The sequence below is a fragment of the Micromonospora sp. HB375 genome (assembly GCF_017872985.1).
Lineage (GTDB): Bacteria > Actinomycetota > Actinomycetes > Mycobacteriales > Micromonosporaceae > Micromonospora > Micromonospora chalcea.
On record NZ_JAGGJO010000001.1, the window covers coordinates 6,567,153 to 6,586,381 of the forward strand.

The 19,229-nt window shown below is 72.7% G+C and carries 18 protein-coding genes; 7 read left to right on the forward strand and 11 right to left on the reverse strand.

Features of this window, described 5'->3' with window-relative positions; all coding sequences use genetic code 11:
* Positions 1-285 precede the first annotated feature (285 nt).
* Positions 286-981 (forward strand): hypothetical protein, encoded by a 696-nt coding sequence (locus J3R08_RS29285; protein WP_209963516.1) that lies wholly within the window; start codon positions 286-288, stop codon positions 979-981.
* Positions 982-988: 7 nt separating this feature from the next.
* Here J3R08_RS29285 and J3R08_RS29290 read toward each other — a convergent pair whose 3' ends face one another.
* The 4 genes from J3R08_RS29290 to J3R08_RS29305 form a co-directional block, all read right to left on the reverse strand.
* Complete coding sequence (locus J3R08_RS29290; protein ID WP_209963519.1) at positions 989-1,588, reverse strand: hypothetical protein; 600 nt, start codon at positions 1,586-1,588, stop codon at positions 989-991.
* 39 nt (positions 1,589-1,627) lie between these two features.
* Positions 1,628-2,674, reverse strand: coding sequence for a type III polyketide synthase (locus J3R08_RS29295; RefSeq protein WP_205798899.1), 1,047 nt, complete (start codon positions 2,672-2,674; stop codon positions 1,628-1,630).
* 105 nt (positions 2,675-2,779) lie between these two features.
* A complete protein-coding gene (locus J3R08_RS29300) occupies positions 2,780-3,946 on the reverse strand; it encodes an acyl-CoA dehydrogenase family protein (RefSeq protein ID WP_209963522.1) in 1,167 nt (388 codons plus the stop codon).
* Positions 3,947-3,988: 42 nt separating this feature from the next.
* Positions 3,989-4,744, reverse strand: coding sequence for a methyltransferase domain-containing protein (locus tag J3R08_RS29305; RefSeq protein WP_209963525.1), 756 nt, complete (start codon positions 4,742-4,744; stop codon positions 3,989-3,991).
* A 45-nt stretch (positions 4,745-4,789) separates the two neighbouring features.
* Here J3R08_RS29305 and J3R08_RS29310 point away from each other — a divergent pair, with 45 nt between their 5' ends.
* From J3R08_RS29310 to disA, 4 genes are all read left to right on the forward strand, one after another.
* Entirely contained in the window at positions 4,790-5,620 is an 831-nt protein-coding gene (locus tag J3R08_RS29310; protein WP_245254834.1) for a UbiA family prenyltransferase, read from the forward strand.
* A 142-nt stretch (positions 5,621-5,762) separates the two neighbouring features.
* Positions 5,763-6,512, forward strand: coding sequence for a hypothetical protein (locus tag J3R08_RS29315; RefSeq protein WP_043330867.1), 750 nt, complete (start codon positions 5,763-5,765; stop codon positions 6,510-6,512).
* A 104-nt stretch (positions 6,513-6,616) separates the two neighbouring features.
* Positions 6,617-8,062: a DNA repair protein RadA gene (gene radA, locus J3R08_RS29320; protein WP_069089200.1), complete on the forward strand. Its 1,446-nt coding sequence runs from the start codon at positions 6,617-6,619 to the stop codon at positions 8,060-8,062.
* Positions 8,063-8,191: 129 nt separating this feature from the next.
* The gene (gene disA, locus J3R08_RS29325; RefSeq protein ID WP_030502855.1) at positions 8,192-9,382 is read left to right on the forward strand and encodes a DNA integrity scanning diadenylate cyclase DisA; all 1,191 of its coding nucleotides are present in this window, start codon (positions 8,192-8,194) and stop codon (positions 9,380-9,382) included.
* Positions 9,383-9,390: 8 nt separating this feature from the next.
* Here disA and J3R08_RS29330 read toward each other — a convergent pair whose 3' ends face one another.
* The 3 genes from J3R08_RS29330 to J3R08_RS29340 form a co-directional block, all read right to left on the reverse strand.
* The gene (locus tag J3R08_RS29330; protein WP_064446769.1) at positions 9,391-10,143 is read right to left on the reverse strand and encodes a hypothetical protein; all 753 of its coding nucleotides are present in this window, start codon (positions 10,141-10,143) and stop codon (positions 9,391-9,393) included.
* 91 nt (positions 10,144-10,234) lie between these two features.
* On the reverse strand, positions 10,235-10,798 hold the full coding sequence (locus tag J3R08_RS29335; RefSeq protein WP_043327917.1) for a peptide deformylase: 564 nt from the start codon (positions 10,796-10,798) through the stop codon (positions 10,235-10,237).
* Entirely contained in the window at positions 10,795-11,307 is a 513-nt protein-coding gene (locus J3R08_RS29340; protein WP_209963533.1) for a glycine cleavage system protein R, read from the reverse strand. The genes J3R08_RS29335 and J3R08_RS29340 overlap by 4 nt, the downstream gene beginning before the upstream one ends.
* A gap of 96 nt (positions 11,308-11,403) precedes the next feature.
* On the opposite strand from J3R08_RS29340, the gene J3R08_RS29345 reads away from it, so the two are divergent.
* Positions 11,404-12,303: an A/G-specific adenine glycosylase gene (locus J3R08_RS29345; RefSeq protein ID WP_064446859.1), complete on the forward strand. Its 900-nt coding sequence runs from the start codon at positions 11,404-11,406 to the stop codon at positions 12,301-12,303.
* Positions 12,304-12,548: 245 nt separating this feature from the next.
* On the opposite strand, the gene J3R08_RS29350 is transcribed toward J3R08_RS29345, so the two are convergent.
* The 3 genes from J3R08_RS29350 to lysS all read right to left on the reverse strand — a co-directional run bounded on the left by J3R08_RS29350 (position 12,549) and on the right by lysS (position 17,565).
* Entirely contained in the window at positions 12,549-15,086 is a 2,538-nt protein-coding gene (locus J3R08_RS29350) for an ATP-dependent Clp protease ATP-binding subunit (protein WP_064446770.1), read from the reverse strand.
* A gap of 497 nt (positions 15,087-15,583) precedes the next feature.
* Positions 15,584-15,934 (reverse strand): Lsr2 family protein, encoded by a 351-nt coding sequence (locus tag J3R08_RS29355; RefSeq protein WP_166457523.1) that lies wholly within the window; start codon positions 15,932-15,934, stop codon positions 15,584-15,586.
* A 122-nt stretch (positions 15,935-16,056) separates the two neighbouring features.
* Entirely contained in the window at positions 16,057-17,565 is a 1,509-nt protein-coding gene (lysS, locus tag J3R08_RS29360) for a lysine--tRNA ligase (RefSeq protein ID WP_209963549.1), read from the reverse strand.
* 93 nt (positions 17,566-17,658) lie between these two features.
* Here lysS and J3R08_RS29365 point away from each other — a divergent pair, with 93 nt between their 5' ends.
* The gene (locus J3R08_RS29365) at positions 17,659-18,411 is read left to right on the forward strand and encodes a class I SAM-dependent methyltransferase (protein ID WP_209963554.1); all 753 of its coding nucleotides are present in this window, start codon (positions 17,659-17,661) and stop codon (positions 18,409-18,411) included.
* Positions 18,412-18,463: 52 nt separating this feature from the next.
* On the opposite strand, the gene J3R08_RS29370 is transcribed toward J3R08_RS29365, so the two are convergent.
* Complete coding sequence (locus J3R08_RS29370) at positions 18,464-19,222, reverse strand: type III pantothenate kinase (protein ID WP_030504826.1); 759 nt, start codon at positions 19,220-19,222, stop codon at positions 18,464-18,466.
* Positions 19,223-19,229 lie beyond the last annotated feature (7 nt).

The following is a 19,229-nucleotide window of genomic DNA, read 5'->3' on the forward strand; positions in this document are numbered from 1 at the left end:
GCACCGATGTCTCACCGCTGTCCTGACCGTTGGCGCAGCTCAGGGGCCCTGTGAGAGGTATTTCTTCAGCTTGACAGGCGGCCAAACCGATGGTTTCGACACGCTCCGTGAGGATCACGTGACAACCCGGTAAGGGGTGACGGGAGCGTCCAGATCTAGGGCAATGCGCTCCTTCCATGGTAGCTCCGCAAGTCCGTCCGCGCCCAGGTGTGGCGTTACGGCGGCCGGTGCGGGACGCTGGGAGAGGACGCGACGTCCGCTCACCGAGACGTTCCTGGGGGTCCGATGGGCGTGCCTGACGCTGACGGCCAGGGGCCGCCGGACGGGCTCCCCGGCCTGCCCCCGGAGTGGGGCCGCGTGGTCGTCCCGGACGACGCCTCGGCGCTCGCCGACGAGGCCCGGCAGGTCCGCCGGGAGCTACGGCGGGCACGAACGGCCGCCGGCCGCCGCACCGGCTCGCTCCGCCTCGGACTACCGGCGCTGATCCTGCTCGTATCGGTGCTGATCACACTCGCCGGCCTCGCGGCGGTCACCTGGCCACGCGCCACCCGGTCCGGCGCACCGACAGTGCTCCCCCACGGCGGCGGCGCAGCCCCGCAACCGGTCGGCCCGCTTCCCGCGCTGGACCTGGTCGGCGCAGACGACGTGCCGGTGCCGCTGCGCAGCATGCTGCCCGCCATGATCATCCTGACCGACGCCTGCGCCTGCTCCGAGCAGGTCACCGCGGCGGCCGGAGCCGCCCCGCCCGGCGTCACGGTGGTCACCGTGACCGCGGGCCGGCGGGCCGGCTCGGCGAGCGTCCCGGGGGTACGCCCACTCGGCGACCCGGCCGGCGGGCTGCGCTCCTACCTGCACCTGTCCGCCCAGCCCGGCATCGCCCCGGCGCTGCTGGTGGACCGGCAGGGCTCGCTGGTGCGGGTGGTGCCGGAGCTGGGCCCGCTGTCGGACTACCGGGCCGACCTGGCCCGGCTGGCCGGCTGACCGACCGTCAGTAGAGCGCCTCGAGCCGGGCGTCCAGGTCGGCCCGGCCCCTTATCGCGACGAACCGCATCTGCACCAGCTCGCCACTGCCGCCCACCACCGGCACGTCCAGCTGCCCGCCGCAGCGCAGCGCCCGCCGGAACTCGTCGTCCCCGAGGCCGGAGACGAGTACGACGACCAGCCCGTCACCGACGCAGCTCACCGACAGCCGGTAGTTGTCGCCCCGCGTGGGCCGTACCTGCCGGACGACAGGCGGCCCGCCCGGCGTCAGCCGGGACCTCTCCCGCCACACGACGTGCGACACCTGGAGCAGACGCGCCGTGCCGTCGTCCTCCACCCGTATCACCACCGAGCGGTCCGGCTCGGCACGCGGCACGCGGCGGTTGTCCAACGCCGCTTCGCGCCCGGCGCGTGGCACCGGACGCGCTGCGCCCGTCGACGGGTCGACCCGCCAGTTGCGCGGGGCCAGATCCACGCTCGCGGGCGCGGCCGACGTGGCCGGGCCGGGCTGCGGGGCCGCCGACCGCCACCAGGCCGAGCCGAGCAACAGCGCCAGGACGGTCAGGCCGGCCAGCAACGCCCGCCCGTCCCGCTCCTCGGAGGCCATGCGGGCAGCGTATCGGCGCGACGCGACCGGGGCGACCCGTCAGCCCACGCGTTCCAGCAGCGCCGCGTAGAGCGTCAGCCCCGGCCCGAACGCGAGCATCACCACCCAGCGCGGCGGCGACGGCTCCGTACGCCACAGCCGGTCCAGGATCAGCAGCGTCGTCGGGGACGAACAGTTGCCGTGCTCGGCGAGCGTCCCCCGGGAGGCGGCGAGCCCGTCCGGCGGCAACGCCAGCTCACGCTCCACCACGTTGAGGATCCGCGGCCCGCCCGGGTGCACCGCCCAGCCGTCCACGTCGGAGCGTTCGCACCCGTGCCGTGCCAGCAGCTCGTCGACCAGGGTCCGCACGTGCCGGGAGAGGACCTGCGGCACCTTGGGCGACAGCCCCATCCGGAAGCCGGTGTCGGTGACGTCCCACGTCATGTGGTCGGCCGTGGAGGTGTCGGTGACCGAGGTGACCTCGCGCAGCGCGTACCCCCGGCCCCCGGGGACGACCACGGCGGCGACCGCGGCGTCCGAGAACAGCGCGTGGGAGACGATCTGCTGGGTGTCCACCCGGGCGCCCGGCGGCTGGATGTGCAGGCTGGTCAACTCCGCGCAGAGCAGCAGCGCGGGACGCCCCCGGGCGGTGACGAAGTCGCTCGCCGCGCCCAGCCCGGGCAGGGCCGCGTAGCAGCCCATGTGCCCGACGAACATGCGCTGGGTGCTCGGCGACATGCCGAGGTCCCGGGCGAGCAGGATGTCCAGCCCCGGGGTGGCGTACCCGGTGCAGGAGCAGACGATGAACATCCCGATGTCGGCGGCGTCCAGGCCGGCGGCGGTGAGCGCCCGGCTGACCGCCTCCTTGCCCAGCGGCAGCGCCTCGACCTGGTAGCGGCGCATCCGGCGCTCGGTCGGCCACTCCGAGACGTCCTCCAGCAGCGGGTTGACCGCCGCCTGCCGCCGGGTGACGCCCGAGTTCGCGAAGATCCGCTGCGCCAGCGCCCGGGTGTTCCCCTGGAAGTGCCCCGCGAAGAAACCCGTCCACAGCTCGTCCTGGTCCGCGCCCGGCGGATGCGCCGTACCCAGGCCCGCGATCACCGGCATGCCCACGTCCCCCACCCCTCCCTCATCTCTCGCACCAACCCTGGTCACCCGGCAGCCTTTCGTTCGCGACTGCGGGGCTCGCAAAACCGGCTCGCTCCTCGCGCTTCACCAACGAGGGAGCGCGCTGTCCCGGTCCGGGTCGCCGCCGAGCGCGGCGATGCCGAGCCAGTCGGCGCACACGTCGGACGTGGCCGGGTGCAGCGAACCGCAGCGGGCGTCCCGGTAGAGCCGCTCCAGCGGATGCCCGCGCCGGGTCGCCGAGGTGCCGGCCGCCTCCAGCATCGAGGCCGCGACCTCGGCGGCGGTGGTGCCGGCCAGCAGCTTGGCCCGCCACACCCAGCGGTTCGTCTCGGCGTCGCCGGGCGCCTCGTCGACCCGGCGGGCCGCCTCGGCGACCACCAGTTCGGCGGCGGCGGTGGCCGCGTCCGCCCGGCCCAGGCGGGCCCGCACCGCGGGCAGCCCGGCGAGGTTGCGGGCGTTGAGGTGCTCGGCGGCCGCGTCGATCGCGGCCCGGGCCACGCCCACGTAGACCGCCGCGTAGCTCGCCACCAGCCAGTGCGGCATGAGCTGCGCGACCACCAGAGCCAGCCCCTCGACGCCGCCGAGCAGCCGGTCGGCCGGAACCGTCACGTCCAGGTGCACGTCGTGCGACGAGGTGGCCCGCATGCCGAGCGAGTCCCAGGTGGGCGCCACGGTGATCCCGTCCCCGGCCGGGACCAGGAACTGCGACACCACCGACTGGTCGGCGGCGCTGCGGGCAGCCACCAGGTAGCCGTCCGGGTGGCCGGCGCCGGAGCAGAACGTCTTGCTGCCCTTGATGTGCCAGCCGCCCTCGACCGGCTCGTAGACGGTGCTGAGCTGCGACAGCCGGGCGCCGGCGCCGCGTTCGCTCATCGCCACCGCGTACCAGGCGCCGTCGGCCGCCGCGCGCAGCAGCCGGTCCCGCGCCGCCAGCGCCTCATCCGGTACGCCGAGCGCCTCGGCCAGTTCCTCGGTGACCGCGCCCAGCGCGCCGGTGACCGAGGCGTGCATGTTGAACACCAGCGCGGTCGCGCCGTTGCCCCGGGCCAGTTCGGTGGCGACCGCCGCGTACTCGGCGAAGCTCGCGCCCGCGCCACCCAGCTCGGGCGGCACCATCAGCCCGAACAGCCCGGCCGCCCGCAGGTCCGCGAAGTCTTCCACGGGGAACGAGCCGTCGCGGTCGTGCCCGGCCGCGCGGGCGGCCAGTCGCGGCGCCAACCGGCGGGCCGCCTCCAGCGCGTGCACAGTCATGTCGCCCCCTTCTCGGCGTCCCTTTACCCCGGGCGGCCCCGGCTACCCGCCCCGGCGCCCCCAGCCCTGGTACAGCACCGCCGCCGACCAGGTCGGCACCATGCGCGGCTCGGTCCTCGCCGGACGGTCGCCGCCGCGCATGCGGCGCAGCAACCAGGCAAGCGTGCCGCCCAACTCCGGGCGGACCCCGCGTACCTCGAGCGACACGCCGTGCCGGGCGCACTCGGCGACGAGCGCGCGGGCGTCGACGAACAACCGGGGGTCGTGGATGCCGCGCGGCACTGTGGGCAGCCGTTCGCCCAGCTCCACCGCGACCAGCCGGGCCAGCAGCGTGTCGTTCAGCGTGTCCAGCACCAGCAGGCCGCCGGGCCGCAGCAGCCGGCACGCCTCGGCGACCGCGCGCCGCCAGTCCGGCACGTGCTCCAGCACCTCTCCGGCGGAGACCACCGCCGCGCAGGCGTCGGTCAGCGGCACCGCCGTCGCGTCGCCCTGGACCGCTGTCACCCCGTGGTCGGCGGCCTGGTCCAGCGCGGAGCGGGTCAGGTCCACCCCGACGTGGCGGTAGCCCTTGCCGGCCAGGTGCGGGGCCAGCAGCCCGGCGCCGCAACCCAGATCGACGAGCAGATCGTCCGGCGTGGACGCCGGTGGCACCAGCGCCGCGCGCGCCCGCGCCAGCCAGTGCAGCATCGCGAACGCGCCGTCCGGCCGCCACCACTCGTCGGCCAGATCGTCGTACTGCCGGGGGTCGTTCGGCGGCAGCACCCGGTGCGGAGTGGACACCCCGGGCACGTCAGGCATGCGTCGAGCGTGGCACGACTGCCCGGTAACGACCAGACTTCCCTTATGTCGACACGGGTGTTAGGGCTGGTCAGGGCGAGCCATCCGGAACCCGCTGCGGCGGTCACCGTGGTCGCCGCGCTGCTCGCCGCCGGCGCCGGGCACTCCGCGGCCGGCGTCGCGGCGGTGGCGCTGACGGTGCTGGCCAGCCAGCTCGCTGTCGGCTGGAGCAACGATCTGATCGACGCCGAGCGGGACGCCGCGGTGGGGCGTACCGACAAACCGGTGACCACCGGCGCGGTCAGCCGGCCGGCGCTGGCCCGGGCCGTCGTGGTCGCAGTCGTCGCCACCCCGCTGCTGGCGCTGGCCGGCGGCCCGGCCGCGGCGGCCTGCGCCACGCTGGGCCTGGTCTCCGCGCTGCTCTACAACCGGCCGCTGAAGTCGACGGCGGTGTCGGTGCTGCCCTACGCGGTCTCGTTCGGCGCGCTGCCCGCGTTCGTGGTGCTGGCGCTGCCCGGCTCGCCCGCGCCGCCGGCCTGGCTGGTGGCCGCCGCCGCGCTGCTGGGCGCCGGCGCGCACTTCGCGAACGTGCTGCCCGACCTGGCCGACGACGCCCGGACCGGGGTGCGCGGCCTGCCGCACCGGCTGGGCCCCGCCGGCAGCCGGCTCGCCGCCGCCGGGCTGCTCCTGGCGGCCACCGTCGCGCTGGTCTTCGGCCCGCCGGGACCGCCGTCGTGGGCCGGGCTGTCGGCCGTCGCCGCCGCCGTCGCCGTGCCGGCCCTCGGCTGGTACGCGGGACGCGCCGCCGCCGGACGCTCGGCGAGCGCCTTCCGGGCGGTGCTGGTGGTGGCGCTCATCGATGTGCTGCTGCTGGTGACGAGCGGCCGGGTGGTCTGACGGTCTCCCTCGCCGGGTGGCATTGCCGGGTCCGCGTGCGGGCCTCGATCAGCTCCAACTACCCTGGAGCGCGGTCTGCGCGGGTATGGCCACCCCGTGCCCGGTGGTCGACCGGGCGGGGATCGTGACGAGGAGGACCGACGTGACGCGCTCGATCAGGGGTTCCCGGGGGCCGGCCCTGCTGCTGGCCGGCACGGCGGCGGCGAGCCTGCTGCTGTCCGGGTGCGGCACCGGGCAGATTTCCGAGACCGCCAACAAGATCCCGTCGGTACAGGGCGTCAACGTCCAGACCTCCGACAACCTGTACAAGGTGCGCGGTCTCTACGTGCGGACGCCGGGGCCGAAGGGCTACGAGGCGGGGTCGAACGCGCCGGTCAACGTGGTGATCTACAACGACAGCGAGAAGCCGGTGACCGTGACGGTCACCACCGACAGCGCCCGGGAGATCGTGCTCACCGGTTCCGGCGCGGGCGAGAGCGGCGCCGCCACCCCGACCGGTTCGCCCACCGAGCCGGGCACCGCCTCGCCGACCGCGAGCGACCCGAGCGCGTCGCCGAGCCAGTCGCTGGGGACGTCCGAGTCGCCGTCGGCCAGCCCGTCGCCGAGCGAGACCGGGTCCGCGCCCGCCGGTCAGCCGGCCCGGATCGAGATCCCGGCGCTCAGCTACGCCCAGCTCAACGCCGACAACCCGCGGTTCCTCCAGCTCGTCGGCCTGAACCAGAAGCTGCTCGTCGGCCAGCAGGTCAACCTGACCTTCGACTTCGGCGACGGCAAGGTCATCACGACCCCGGCGCCGATCGGCATCCCGCTGACCGCGGAGCCCACCCCGTCCAAGATCGTCAACCCGCGTGAGCACGGGGCCGAGGACGGTGGCGTCGAGGGCGGCCACTGACCCCCGTCCTCCTTCCGTCGGCACCGCCGCCGTGGCCAGCGCCACGCCGGCGGTGTCGCCGTTTCCGGTGGGCTTTCGTCGTACGGGACGGTTAGCGTCCTGTGGTGACCACGCCCCGATCGACCCCCTCCCGTGCCGGCGCCGGCCGCGGTCGCGCCGCTCGCGAGCCCCGTCCGGCCTACGAGTGCGACGCCTGCGGTCACCAGCCCCCGAAGTGGGTGGGCCGGTGCCCCGAGTGCGGCGAGTGGGGCTCGGTGGTCGAGTCCACGATCACCGGCCCGCTGGTCTCCGGCCGGGTGGTCAGCTCGCGGATGCCGGCCGAGCCGGCCCGGCCGATCGCCACCATCAGCGCCGCGCCCGCCCGCGCCCGGGCCACCGGCGTCAGCGAGCTCGACCGGGTGCTCGGCGGCGGCCTCGTTCCCGGCGCGGTGGTGCTGCTCGCCGGTGAGCCGGGCGTGGGCAAGTCGACGCTGCTGCTCGACGTGGCCCAGCAGTGGGCCGCCGGGGCCGGCAGCCCGTCGCTGGTGGTCAGCGGCGAGGAGTCGGTCAGCCAGGTGCGGCTGCGCGCCGAGCGGATGGGCACCCTGCACGACCAGCTCTACCTGGCCGCCGAGAGCGACCTGTCGGCGGTGCTCGGCCACCTCGACGCGGTCAAGCCCGGCCTGCTGGTGCTCGACTCGGTGCAGACCATCTCCACCACCGGCACCGAGGGCGTGCCCGGCGGCGTCACCCAGGTCCGCGCGGTCACCGCCGCCCTGGTCGCGGTCGCCAAGGAGCGCGGCATCGCCACCGTGCTGGTCGGCCACGTCACCAAGGACGGCCAGGTGGCCGGCCCCCGGGTGCTGGAACACCTGGTCGACGTGGTGCTGCACTTCGAGGGCGACAAGCACTCCTCGCTGCGCATGGTGCGCGGCGTGAAGAACCGCTTCGGCGCGGCCGACGAGGTGGGCTGCTTCGAGATGCACGAGGGCGGCATCAGCAGCCTGGCCGACCCGTCCGGCCTGTTCCTGACCCGCTACTCCGAGCCGGTGCCGGGCACCTGCGTGACGGTGGCGATGGAGGGGCGCCGGGCGCTGGTGACGGAGGTGCAGGCGCTGATCGGGGCCACCGTCGCCGGTTCGCCCCGGCGTACCGTCTCCGGCCTCGACAGCGCCCGGCTCGCCATGGTTCTCGCGGTGCTCCAGCGCCGGACCGAGCGGCTCACGCTGCACGACCGGGAGGTCTTCGCCGCCACTGTCGGCGGCATCCGGGTGGTCGAGCCGGCGGCCGACCTGGCGGTGGCGCTCGCGGTCGCCTCCGGCGGGCTCAACCTGGCGCTCAACCCGCATCTGGTGGCCATCGGCGAGGTCGGGCTCACCGGCGAGGTACGCCGGGTCGGCGCGGTGCCCCGCCGGCTGTCCGAGGCGGCCCGGCTGGGCTTCCGGCTGGCCCTCGTGCCGCCCGGGTGCGGGCCGGAGAGCAGCGGCGCCGGGCCGGAGAACATGCGCGTGATCGAGGTCACTGACGTGCGGGCCGCCCTCCAGACCGCCGCCCGCGCATCGGCGGAGTGACACGGTGGGATCCGCCGGGCGTTCCCGGACACGCGGCGCAGCCCGTGAAGAGCCGCCCGAGCCGGGCATCGTGACACATCACAGTAACCACGAGAGCACCCACCGCACGGCAGTCCGTAGACTGTGCCCGTGCCGATCGACCGCGATGCCACCAAGCCCGCAACGGCGACGCCGCACGCCCGTACCGGCGCCGTGAGCGGCAACCCCGCTCGTGCCATCAGCGTGAGCGTCAACGGAAGCGTCGGCGGCGGGGCCGGTGGCGACCCGCTGCGCGCCAACCTCGCCCTGATGGCTCCCGGCACCGCCCTGCGGGACGGCCTGGAGCGGATCCTGCGCGGCCGCACCGGCGCGCTGATCGTGCTCGGCTACGACAAGGTGGTCGAGCAGATCTGCACCGGCGGCTTCCCGATGGACGTGGAGTTCTCCGCCACCCGGGTCCGGGAGTTGTGCAAGATGGACGGCGCTGTCGTCCTCTCCAGCGACGGCACCCGGATCGTGCAGGCCGGCGTGCACCTGATGCCCGACCCGTCGATCCCGACCGAGGAGTCCGGCACCCGGCACCGCACCGCCGAGCGGGTGGCCCGGCAGACCGGCTACCCGGTCATCTCGGTCAGCCAGTCGATGCGGATCATCAGCCTCTACGTCAACGGCCAGCGGCACGTGCTGGACGACTCGGCGGCCATCCTGTCCCGCGCCAACCAGGCGCTGGCCACGCTGGAGCGCTACAAGCTGCGGCTGGACGAGGTCTCCGGCACGCTCTCCGCGCTGGAGATCGAGGATCTGGTCACCGTCCGCGACGCGGTGGCTGTGGTGCAGCGGCTGGAGATGGTCCGCCGCATCGCCGACGAGATCGCCGGTTACGTGGTGGAGCTGGGCACCGACGGCCGTCTGCTGGCCCTTCAGCTCGACGAGCTGATGGCCGGCGTGGACGCCGACCGCACCCTGGTCATCCGCGACTACCTGCCGGTCGGCCGCAAGTCGCGCACCCTGGACGAGGCGCTCGTCGAACTCGACCTGCTCAGCGCCACCGAGCTGATCGATCTCGTGGCTGTCGCCAAGGCGATCGGCTACCCGTCCGCCTCCGACGCGCTCGACGCGGCGGTCAGCCCGCGCGGGTTCCGCCTGCTCGCCAAGGTGCCCCGGCTGCCGGTCGCCGTGGTCGACCGGCTGGTGGTGCACTTCGGCAGCCTCCAGCGGCTGCTCGGCGCGACAGTGGAAGACCTCCAGGCGGTCGAGGGCGTGGGCGACGCCCGCGCCCGTGGGGTCCGCGAGGGCCTGTCCCGGCTCGCCGAGGCATCCATCCTCGAACGGTACGTCTGACCGACCGCTCAGCCGGTGATGGTCAGCTTCACCGGCTCGCTGATCTTGGTGCCGACGCGGGCGAACACCTGGTACGCGCCGATCGCCGCGAACTCACCGTTCGCGAGCCCGTTGGCGCACCGGTTGTCCACCCGGCCGTTCCAGCCCAGCTCGTAGGAGCGCTCGAAGTTCGGCGTGAACGACTGCGGATCCGAGCCCTTGCCGGTGCCGCACGTGTCCGAGGACCAGATCTTCTCCGCGCCCGCCTTGATGTACAGCTCCTGCAGATCGGCGCCCACGTCCCGGCTGCACGTCCGGTTCGACACGTTCTTGACCTTGAGGCGCAGCGTGACCACAGTGCCCCGCTGGGCGGTGGCCGGCACCGCGACCGGCGTCACCAGCAGCTCCGAGTCGGTGCAGTTGCCGTCGTCCGAGACCGGCTGCCCGTTCGCGCCGCCGTTACCGGTGCCGCCGCCGTTGTTCGCGCCGCCGCCGGTGTTGCCGCCACCGTCGCCCGTACCGCCGCCGGTGCTGCCGCCGCCCGCGTCACCGGCCGTCGGTGACGGGCTGCCCGACTGCGGGGTCAGCACCGAGCCGGACGGGGCCGGCTCAGCCCCGGCGGAACCGGTCGGCGACGGGTCCGTGCCCGGCGCGCCGGTGTTGCGGTCCGTGCCGGTGCACGAGTAGAGCAGGACAATCAGGAAGAGCAGGCCCGCTCCGAGCACGACGGCACGACGCCGCCAGTACACGGCAGGGGGCAGGGGGCCGACCGTCAGACGCATGATGCGCCTACCGTAGCCGCGCGGCGCACGGCTCGCCGGTCCGACGCGCCGGGAACCCGCCTCCGTCCACACCGGATAGCCGCCACCACCGTCAGAGGTAGACCTTGCGCTGGTAGATCGCGTGCGCGCCGGCCACCCGGTCGAGGAAGAGCAACCCGGCACAGTGGTCGATCTCGTGCTGGAGCGCGCGCGCCTCGAAACCGTCGGTCACCAGCCGGACCGGCTCCCCGGTGCCCGGCAGCACGCCCTCGACCACCAGCCGGCTGGCCCGCTTCACGTCGCCGGTCAGGTCCGGCACCGACATGCAGCCCTCCCGGCCGGCCTTCCACCGGCTCGCCTCCACCACCCGCGCGTTGCAGAGCACGAACGTGCCGTGCACGGTGACCGCCTTCGGGTGCCCGGTGACGTCCACCGCGAACACCTGCGCGCTCACCCCCACCTGCGGCGCCGCCAGACCCACACAGCCGGGCGAGACCCGCATCGTGGCCACCAGGTCGGCGGCGAGGCGTACCACCTCGGCAGACGTCGGGTCGACCTCCGGGCCGGGTTGGCTCAGCACCGGCTCCGGGGCGGTGACCACCGGACGTACCTCGCCGGGGACGCCGAGCTTCTCCGGGGTCCAGCCGCCCAGGCCCGCGTACTCCGGCCCGGTCACAGCAGATCCGTGTCCGCCGGGCGGAGGCTGACCCCGACACCCAGCTCCGCCGCGACGCGGGTGAGCCGGCCGGCCACCTCGTCGGAGACGCCCGGCGGCAGCTCGACCTCGGCGACCACCACGTAGAGCGAACCGGTCAACCGCGTGCTCAGGTCGGTCACGTTCCCGCCCGCGTCGAAAAGTACCCGGGTCATCGCCGCCACGATGCCCATCCGGTCGGCGCCGTGCACCGCCAGCACGTACGGCTCCCCGGTGGGCTCACTGCCGCCGTCCGGCGTGACCGCGCGTACGGTGGCCAGCAGATGTCCGTCGGCGGCGAGCGGGGCCAGCGCGGCCTCGACGTCGGCGGCGGCCGGGCCCACGCAGATCAGGGTCATCGCGAAGTGTCCACGCAGCCGGGTCATAGTCGAGTCGGTGAGGTTCGCGCCGAGCCGGGCGAGGACCTCCGCGACGTCGGCCACGATGCCCGGCCGGTCCCGGCCGATGACGGTGATCGCGAGCTCGTTCATTCGGACATTCTGCCCCGTCGCCCATGATCGATCGCGCCCGGCCACCCGCCCCGCCCAACCTGCGGGAAAGACAGCCGTGACATGATCGGCGGCGCGATGTCCGAGCCCACATTCGCCACCCAGGTCAGCCGGTGGTACGAGCGCAACGCCCGCGACCTGCCCTGGCGCAAGCCGGGCATCGGCGCCTGGGCGATCCTGGTCAGCGAGGTCATGCTCCAGCAGACGCCGGTGGTCCGGGTGGTGCCCGCCTGGGAGGCGTGGCTGGCCCGCTGGCCGGATCCGCGCGCGCTCGCCGAGGACACCCCGGCCGAGGCGATCCGGATGTGGGGACGGCTCGGCTACCCCCGCCGGGCGGTACGCCTGCGCGAATGCGCGGTGGCCGTCGTGGAGCGGCACGGCGGCGTGGTACCCGACCGGCTCGATCATCTGCTGGCGCTGCCCGGCGTCGGCACGTACACGGCTCGCGCGGTCGCCGCTTTCGCGTACGGGCAGCGGCACCCCGTGGTGGACACGAATGTCCGGCGGGTGGTGTGCCGGGCGATCGCCGGTGAACCCGACGCCGGTCCGACGACCCGCCCGGCCGACCTGGTCGCGACCGAGGAACTGCTGCCGATCGAGCCGGCCGCCGCCGCGCTGGCGAGCGCCGCGTTCATGGAACTCGGGGCGGTCGTCTGCACCGCCCGCGCCCCGCGCTGCGCGATCTGCCCCGTCGAGTCGAGCTGCGCCTGGCGGGCGTCCGGCCAGGCGGCCCCCACGGGACCGACGCGCCGCCCGCAGCGCTACGCCGGCACCGACCGGCAGGTACGCGGGCTGCTGCTCGCCGTGCTGCGGGAGTCCACCGGGCCGGTGCCGCATCAGCGGCTGGACCAGGTCTGGCACGACGACGTGCAGCGGGCGCGAGCGCTGGCCGGCCTGGTCACGGACGGCCTGGTGGAACCGGTGGGCGAGGAGTCGTTCCGCCTGGCCGGCGACGGCCCCGCCGTCCCCCTCCCCTGACCGCCCCCACCCCACCCCTCCCACCCCGACCCCGCCTCCGCCCGCCCTCGACTCGCCCTCGACTCGCCCTCGGCTCGCCCCGTTGATCATGAAGTTAGCGGCGACAAATCGGGCACCAAGTGCGGTCAACCTCATGATCGACCACGGCGGGGCTGGGGCGAGGAGGGCGTGGTGGGTAGGCACGGAAAGGCGACGGCCCCGGTGGCTTTCGCCTACCGGGGCCGTCGCCCTCGAACTGTTCTTGCCTACGCGGCGTCGTCCGCGCCGGTGGCGGCGGTGCCGCCGAGGTCCGCCGGGACCGCGTCCGGCACGGCGTCCGGCCGGTCCGCGCCCCGGAAGACAAGCTTGGACTTGTCGATGTTCTCCGGGTCGCCCTCGCAGTCCACGACCACGATCTGACCCGGGGTCAGCTCGTTGAACAGGATCCGCTCGGACAGGTTGTCCTCGATGTCGCGCTGGATCGTGCGGCGCAGCGGCCGCGCGCCCAGCACCGGGTCGAAGCCCTTCTTCGCGAGGTACTTCTTGGCGTTGTCGGTCAGTTCCAGGCCCATGTCCTTGTTGCGCAGCTGGGTTTCGATGCGCTGGATCATGATGTCGACGATCGAGAGGATCTCGGTCTCGCGCAGCTGGTGGAAGACGATGGTGTCGTCGATGCGGTTGAGGAACTCGGGCCGGAAGTGCTGCTTGAGTTCGTCGTTGACCTTCTGCTTCATCCGGTCGTAGTTCGACTCGGAGTCCTCAGACGCCTGGAAGCCCAGCGACACCGCCTTGGCGACGTCGCGGGTGCCGAGGTTGGTGGTCAGGATGATGACCGTGTTCTTGAAGTCCACGATCCGGCCCTGGCCGTCGGTGAGGCGCCCGTCCTCCAGGATCTGCAGGAGCGTGTTGAACACGTCCGGGTGGGCCTTCTCGATCTCGTCGAAGAGGACCACCGAGAACGGCCGGCGGCGCACCTTCTCGGTCAGCTGCCCGCCCTCGTCGTAGCCGACGTAGCCGGGAGGGGCACCGACGAGGCGGGACACCGTGTACCGGTCGTGGAACTCCGACATGTCGAGCTGGATGAGGGCGTCCTCGCTGCCGAACAGGAACTCGGCGAGCGCCTTGGACAGTTCGGTCTTACCGACGCCGGACGGGCCGGCGAAGATGAACGACCCGGACGGGCGCTTCGGGTCCTTCAGGCCGGCCCGGGTACGCCGGATCGCCTTGGAGACGGCCTTGACCGCGTCTTCCTGGCCGATGACGCGCTTGTGCAGCTCGTCTTCCATGCGCAGCAGCCGGGAGGTCTCCTCCTCGGTCAGCTTGTAGACCGGGATGCCGGTCCAGTTGCCGAGGACCTCGGCGATCTGCTCGTCGTCGACCTCACTGACGACGTCCAGGTCACCGGCCTTCCACTCCTTCTCCCGCTGCGCCTTCTGCCCGAGCAGCTGCTTCTCGGTGTCCCGCAGCTGCGCGGCCCGCTCGAAGTCCTGCGCGTCGATCGCGGACTCCTTGTCGCGGCGCACCTGCGCGATCCGCTCGTCGAAGTCGCGCAGGTCCGGCGGCGCGGTCATCCGGCGGATCCGCATCCGAGCGCCCGCCTCGTCGATCAGGTCGATCGCCTTGTCCGGCAGGAACCGGTCGGAGATGTACCGGTCGGCCAGCGTCGCGGCGGCGACCAGGGCGGCGTCGGTGATGGAGACGCGGTGGTGCGCCTCGTACCGGTCCCGCAGACCCTTCAAAATCTCGATGGTGTGCGCCAGCGACGGCTCACCCACCTGGATCGGCTGGAAACGACGCTCCAGAGCGGCGTCCTTCTCCAAATGCTTGCGGTACTCGTCGAGCGTGGTGGCGCCGATGGTCTGCAGCTCACCACGGGCCAGCATCGGCTTCAAAATGCTGGCGGCGTCGATCGCGCCCTCGGCCGCGCCCGCACCGACGAGCGTGTGGATCTCGTCGATGAACAGGATGATGTCGCCGCGGGTGCGGATCTCCTTGAGCACCTTCTTCAGACGCTCCTCGAAATCACCGCGGTAGCGGGAACCGGCGACCAGCGCACCGAGGTCGAGCGTGTAGAGCTGCTTGTCCTTCAGCGTCTCCGGCACCTCACCCTTGATGATCTTCTGCGACAGGCCCTCCACCACGGCGGTCTTGCCGACGCCGGGCTCGCCGATCAGCACCGGGTTGTTCTTCGTGCGGCGGGACAGCACCTGCATGACCCGCTCGATCTCCTTCTCCCGCCCGATCACCGGGTCGAGCTTGCCCTCCCGGGCAGCCTGGGTCAGGTTCCGGCCGAACTGATCCAACACCAGACTGGTCGACGGCGCGGCCTCACCCGGCGCCGCACCGGCGGCGGCCGGCTCCTTACCCTGGTAGCCGGAGAGCAGCTGGATCACCTGCTGACGCACCCGGTTCAGGTCAGCGCCCAGCTTCACCAGGACCTGGGCGGCGACGCCCTCACCCTCACGGATCAGGCCCAACAGGATGTGCTCCGTGCCGATGTAGTTGTGGCCCAGCTGCAGCGCCTCGCGCAGCGACAGCTCCAGCACCTTCTTCGCCCGCGGCGTGAACGGGATGTGCCCGCTCGGCGCCTGCTGACCCTGGCCGATGATCTCCTCGACCTGCTGACGCACGCCCTCCAGGGAGATGCCGAGGCTCTCCAGAGCCTTCGCCGCGACACCCTCACCCTCATGGATCAGGCCCAACAGGATGTGCTCCGTACCGATGTAGTTGTGGTTGAGCATCCGGGCCTCTTCCTGGGCCAGGACGACAACCCGTCGCGCTCGGTCGGTGAACCGCTCGAACATGCCCTCGTGCTCCTCACGTGCCGTGCGCCTTGATGGTCAGATCTCGGCGGGGCCGGTGCGCGGACGTCCGGGACGGGCGTCCGTGCCTCCTTACTCTATCGCCGCGGACCGTCTCCGCTGAGGTCGTGTGGCCCCGCGAATGCTCGTTCCGACGTCGTTTCAGACAACCGTCCACGCTCAGGAGGTGTTCCGGGACCCCTGCCTGTACGCGCAGAGCGAAATTCGACCGGCGGCAGAGGGCCGGCCGAGCAGACCTGGGCGGCGTCACACACCCGCCGCGCTTGTCCACAACCTGTGGACGGAATCTCCACCGCCTGTGGACAACTTCCCCGGGGGGAGATTTCTTCCCACCCCACCCCGCCTCGCGGCCAGGCGGATCGGACATCCGCCACTCGGCGGGACGCCGGCCGCGAGCGTGACAACGGGGGCGGAAACGGCGACGCCGGGCCGGAGTCGCACTCCGGCCCGGCGTCGCGTCGCCCGTGACGAAGGTGGGGTCAGTGCCCCGCCTTCGCGTGGTACTCGTCCACGATCTCCTGCGGGATCCGGCCCCGGTCGGAGATGTCCTTGCCGGCCTTCTTGGCCCACTCGCGGATGGCCCGGTTCTGCTCGCGGTCGGCGGTCGCGCCGCCCCGGCCCCGAGCGGCCCGGCCACCCACGACCACACCCCCGCGACCGACCTTCGTTCCGTTCGCGATGTACGGCGCGAATACGTCACGCAATTTCTCCGCGTTGGATGCGGAGAGGTCGATCTCGTACTGCACGCCGTCGAGCGCGAACTTGACGGTCTCGTCAGCGTCCCCGCCGTCCAGGTCATCGACCAGCTTGTGAATGATCTGCTTGGCCACGTCCCACATTCCTTTCGAGCAGGGTGCTGCTCCTGCAATACTCGCAAGAGCACAATAACCCGTCCGGCGCTTGTTCCGTCAATAGGACGGGGTAACGAGCCGGAGAAGCTTTGCGGGAGCGCCTACTCCGGCCGGACCAACGGGAACAGGATCGTTTCCCGAATTCCCAGCCCGGTCAGCGCCATCAGCAGGCGGTCGATTCCCATTCCCATGCCACCGGACGGCGGCATTCCATACTCCATCGCTCGGAGAAAATCCTCGTCCAGCCGCATCGCCTCGTCGTCGCCGCGCGCCGCGAGCTGCGCCTGGGCGACCAGCCGATCCCGCTGCACGACCGGGTCGACCAGCTCCGAGTACGCGGTACCCAGCTCGAATCCCAGCACGTACAGGTCCCACTTCTCGGCCAGGCCCGGCTCACTGCGGTGGGCCCGGGTCAGCGGGCTGGTCTCCTCCGGGTAGTCGCGGACGAACGTGGGCGCCTGAAGCAACGGCACCACGAGTTCCTCGAACAACTCCTCGGCCAGCTTGCCCGGTCCCCACTTCGGGTCGACGGAGAGACCGACCTTGTCCGCGTACTCGACCAGCCGCGCCCTTTCGGTGCGGACGGTGACCTCCTCACCGAGCGCTTCGGAAAGGACACCGAACAGTGTCACCGAGCGCCACTCGCCACCCAGATCGAACTCACGCCCGTCGGCGTGGGTCACCACGGTCGATCCGGCGACCGCGATCGCGGCCTGCTGTACGAGATTTCGGGTCAGCTCGGCCATCGTGTCGTAGTCGCCGTACGCCTGGTACGCCTCCAGCATCGCGAACTCCGGCGAGTGCGAAGAGTCGATGCCCTCATTACGGAAGTTACGGTTGATCTCGAAGACGCGGTCGACGCCACCGACCACCGCGCGCTTGAGAAACAGTTCCGGCGCGATTCGCAGATACAGATCCGTGTCGAGCGCATTGCTGTGGGTCACGAATGGGCGGGCCGCCGCGCCACCGTGCAGCAGTTGCAGCATCGGGGTCTCGACCTCGATGAAGTCCTGCCCGTGCAGCGTGTCCCGCAGGCTGCGGACGGCGGTGGCCCGGGTGCGGACCATCTGCCGGGCCTGCGGGCGGACCACCAGGTCCACGTAGCGCTGGCGGACCCGGGACTCCTCGCTCAGCGGCTTGTGCGCCACCGGCAGCGGGCGCAGCGCCTTGGCGGTGACCGCCCATTCCTCGGCCAGCACGGACAGCTCGCCGCGCCGGCTGGTGATCACCTCGCCGGTCACGCCGACGTGGTCGCCGAGGTCGACCAGGCGCTTCCAGTCCGCCAGCCGCTCCGGCCCGACCCGGTCCAGCGAGAGCATCGCCTGGAGTTCGGTGCCGTCGCCGTCGCGAAGCGTCGCGAAGCAGAGCTTGCCGGTGTTGCGAATGAAGATCACCCGGCCGGTGACCGAGGCGCGGTCGCCGGTGGCGGTGTCGGTGGGCAGGTCGGCGTAGCGCTCGCGCAGCTGCGCGAGCGTCGTGGTGCGCGGGAAGCCCACCGGGTACGGCTCGGTGCCCTCGGCGAGCATCCGGTCCCGCTTCTCCCGGCGGACCTTCATCTGCTCGGGAAGGTCGTCGGCGGGGTCTGCTGGCAGGGCGTTCTGCTCGGTCACGGCACGCTTCCTCAGGCCTTGGGAACATCGGCGGGGTCAGCACATGAGCGTACTCAAGCGGCCTGGCGGCCGTTACGGGATAACCTGCCCGTCATGACCGACCCCACTGCGGCGCTCTCGTTCGGCGCCGCCGCGGCCGAGTACGACCGGTTCCGTCCCCGTTATCCCCGGGCCGCGTTGCGCTGGGCACTGGACGGGCTGCACGACGCCCGGGTGGTCGACCTCGGCGCGGGCACCGGCATCCTCACCCGGGGACTGCTGGCGCTCACCGCGGACGGGACGGTGGCTCAAGTCGTACCCGTGGAGCCGGATCCGGGGATGCGGGCGCAACTGGCCGCCGCCACGCCGGGCACGACGGCGCTCGCGGGCAGCGCCGAGGCCGTGCCGCTGCCGGACGGGTCGGCGGACGCGGTGCTGGTCGGGCAGGCCTACCACTGGTTCGACAGGGAGCGGGCGCACGCCGAGGCCGCGCGCGTCCTGCGCCCGAGCGGCACGTTCGCGCCGGTCTGGAACATCCGGGACGAGCGGGTCGGGTGGGTGGCGGAGCTGACCCGGATCGCGCACCTCGGGGACAACGCGGGCGACGTGACGCAGCGGTACGCGGACTTCGGCGCCGCCTTCACCGCTGTCGAGATCGGCGAGTTCGCCCACGCGACCACGCTCACGCCGGACGAGGTGGTGAGCATGCTGCACACCCGCTCGTTCTGGCTGACCGCCGACGCGGACGAGCGGCGACGGGTGGACGCGGAGCTGGCGGAGCTGTTCGCCACCCACCCCGACCTGGCCGGCCGGGCGACGGTCGAGCTGCCCTACCGCACGATGGTGCTCCGGGCCCGGCGGCGTTAAAAAGGGGCCCCTCCTCTACCGGAGGCGTTAACAGGGGGCCCTTCCTTGCACCTCAGGTGTTGCGGTCGTAGACCATCCGCAGGCCGATCAGCGTGATCATCGGCTCGTGGTGGGTGATGGTGTGGCACTCGCCGAGCACCAGCGACGCCAGGCCGCCGGTGGCGATGACCGCCTTGACCCCGCCCAGCTCCTCGGACATCCGCTCGACGATGCGGTCCACCTGACCGGCGAAGCCGAAGTAGAGCCCGGCCTGGAGACACTCGACGGTGTTCTTGCCGATCACCGAGCGCGGGCGGGTCGCCTCCACCTTGCGCAACTGCGCCGCGCGGGCGGCCAGCGCGTCGAAGGAGATCTCGATGCCCGGCGCGAACGCCCCGCCGAGGAACTCCCCCCGGCTGCTGATCACGTCGAAGTTGGTGGTGGTGCCGAAGTCCACCACGATCGACGGCCCGCCGTAGAGCGTGTACGCGGCAAGCGTGTTCACCACGCGGTCCGCGCCCACCTCCTTCGGGTTGTCGATGGCGAGCTGGACGCCGGTGCGGACGCCGGGCTCGACGATCACGCTGGGCAGGTCGGCGTAGTACCTGTCGAGCATGGTGCGCAACGAGCGCAGCGCGGCCGGCACTGTCGAGCAGGCGGCCACCCCGGTGATCTCCACAGCGTCACCGGCGAGCAGCCCGCGGAACATCAGCCCCAGTTCGTCCGCGGTGGAGCGGGCGTCGGTCTTGATGCGCCACGAGTGCACCAGCTTGTCGCCGTCGAAGGTCGCCAGCACGGTGTTCGTGTTTCCGATGTCGATGCAGAGCAGCACAGCGGCA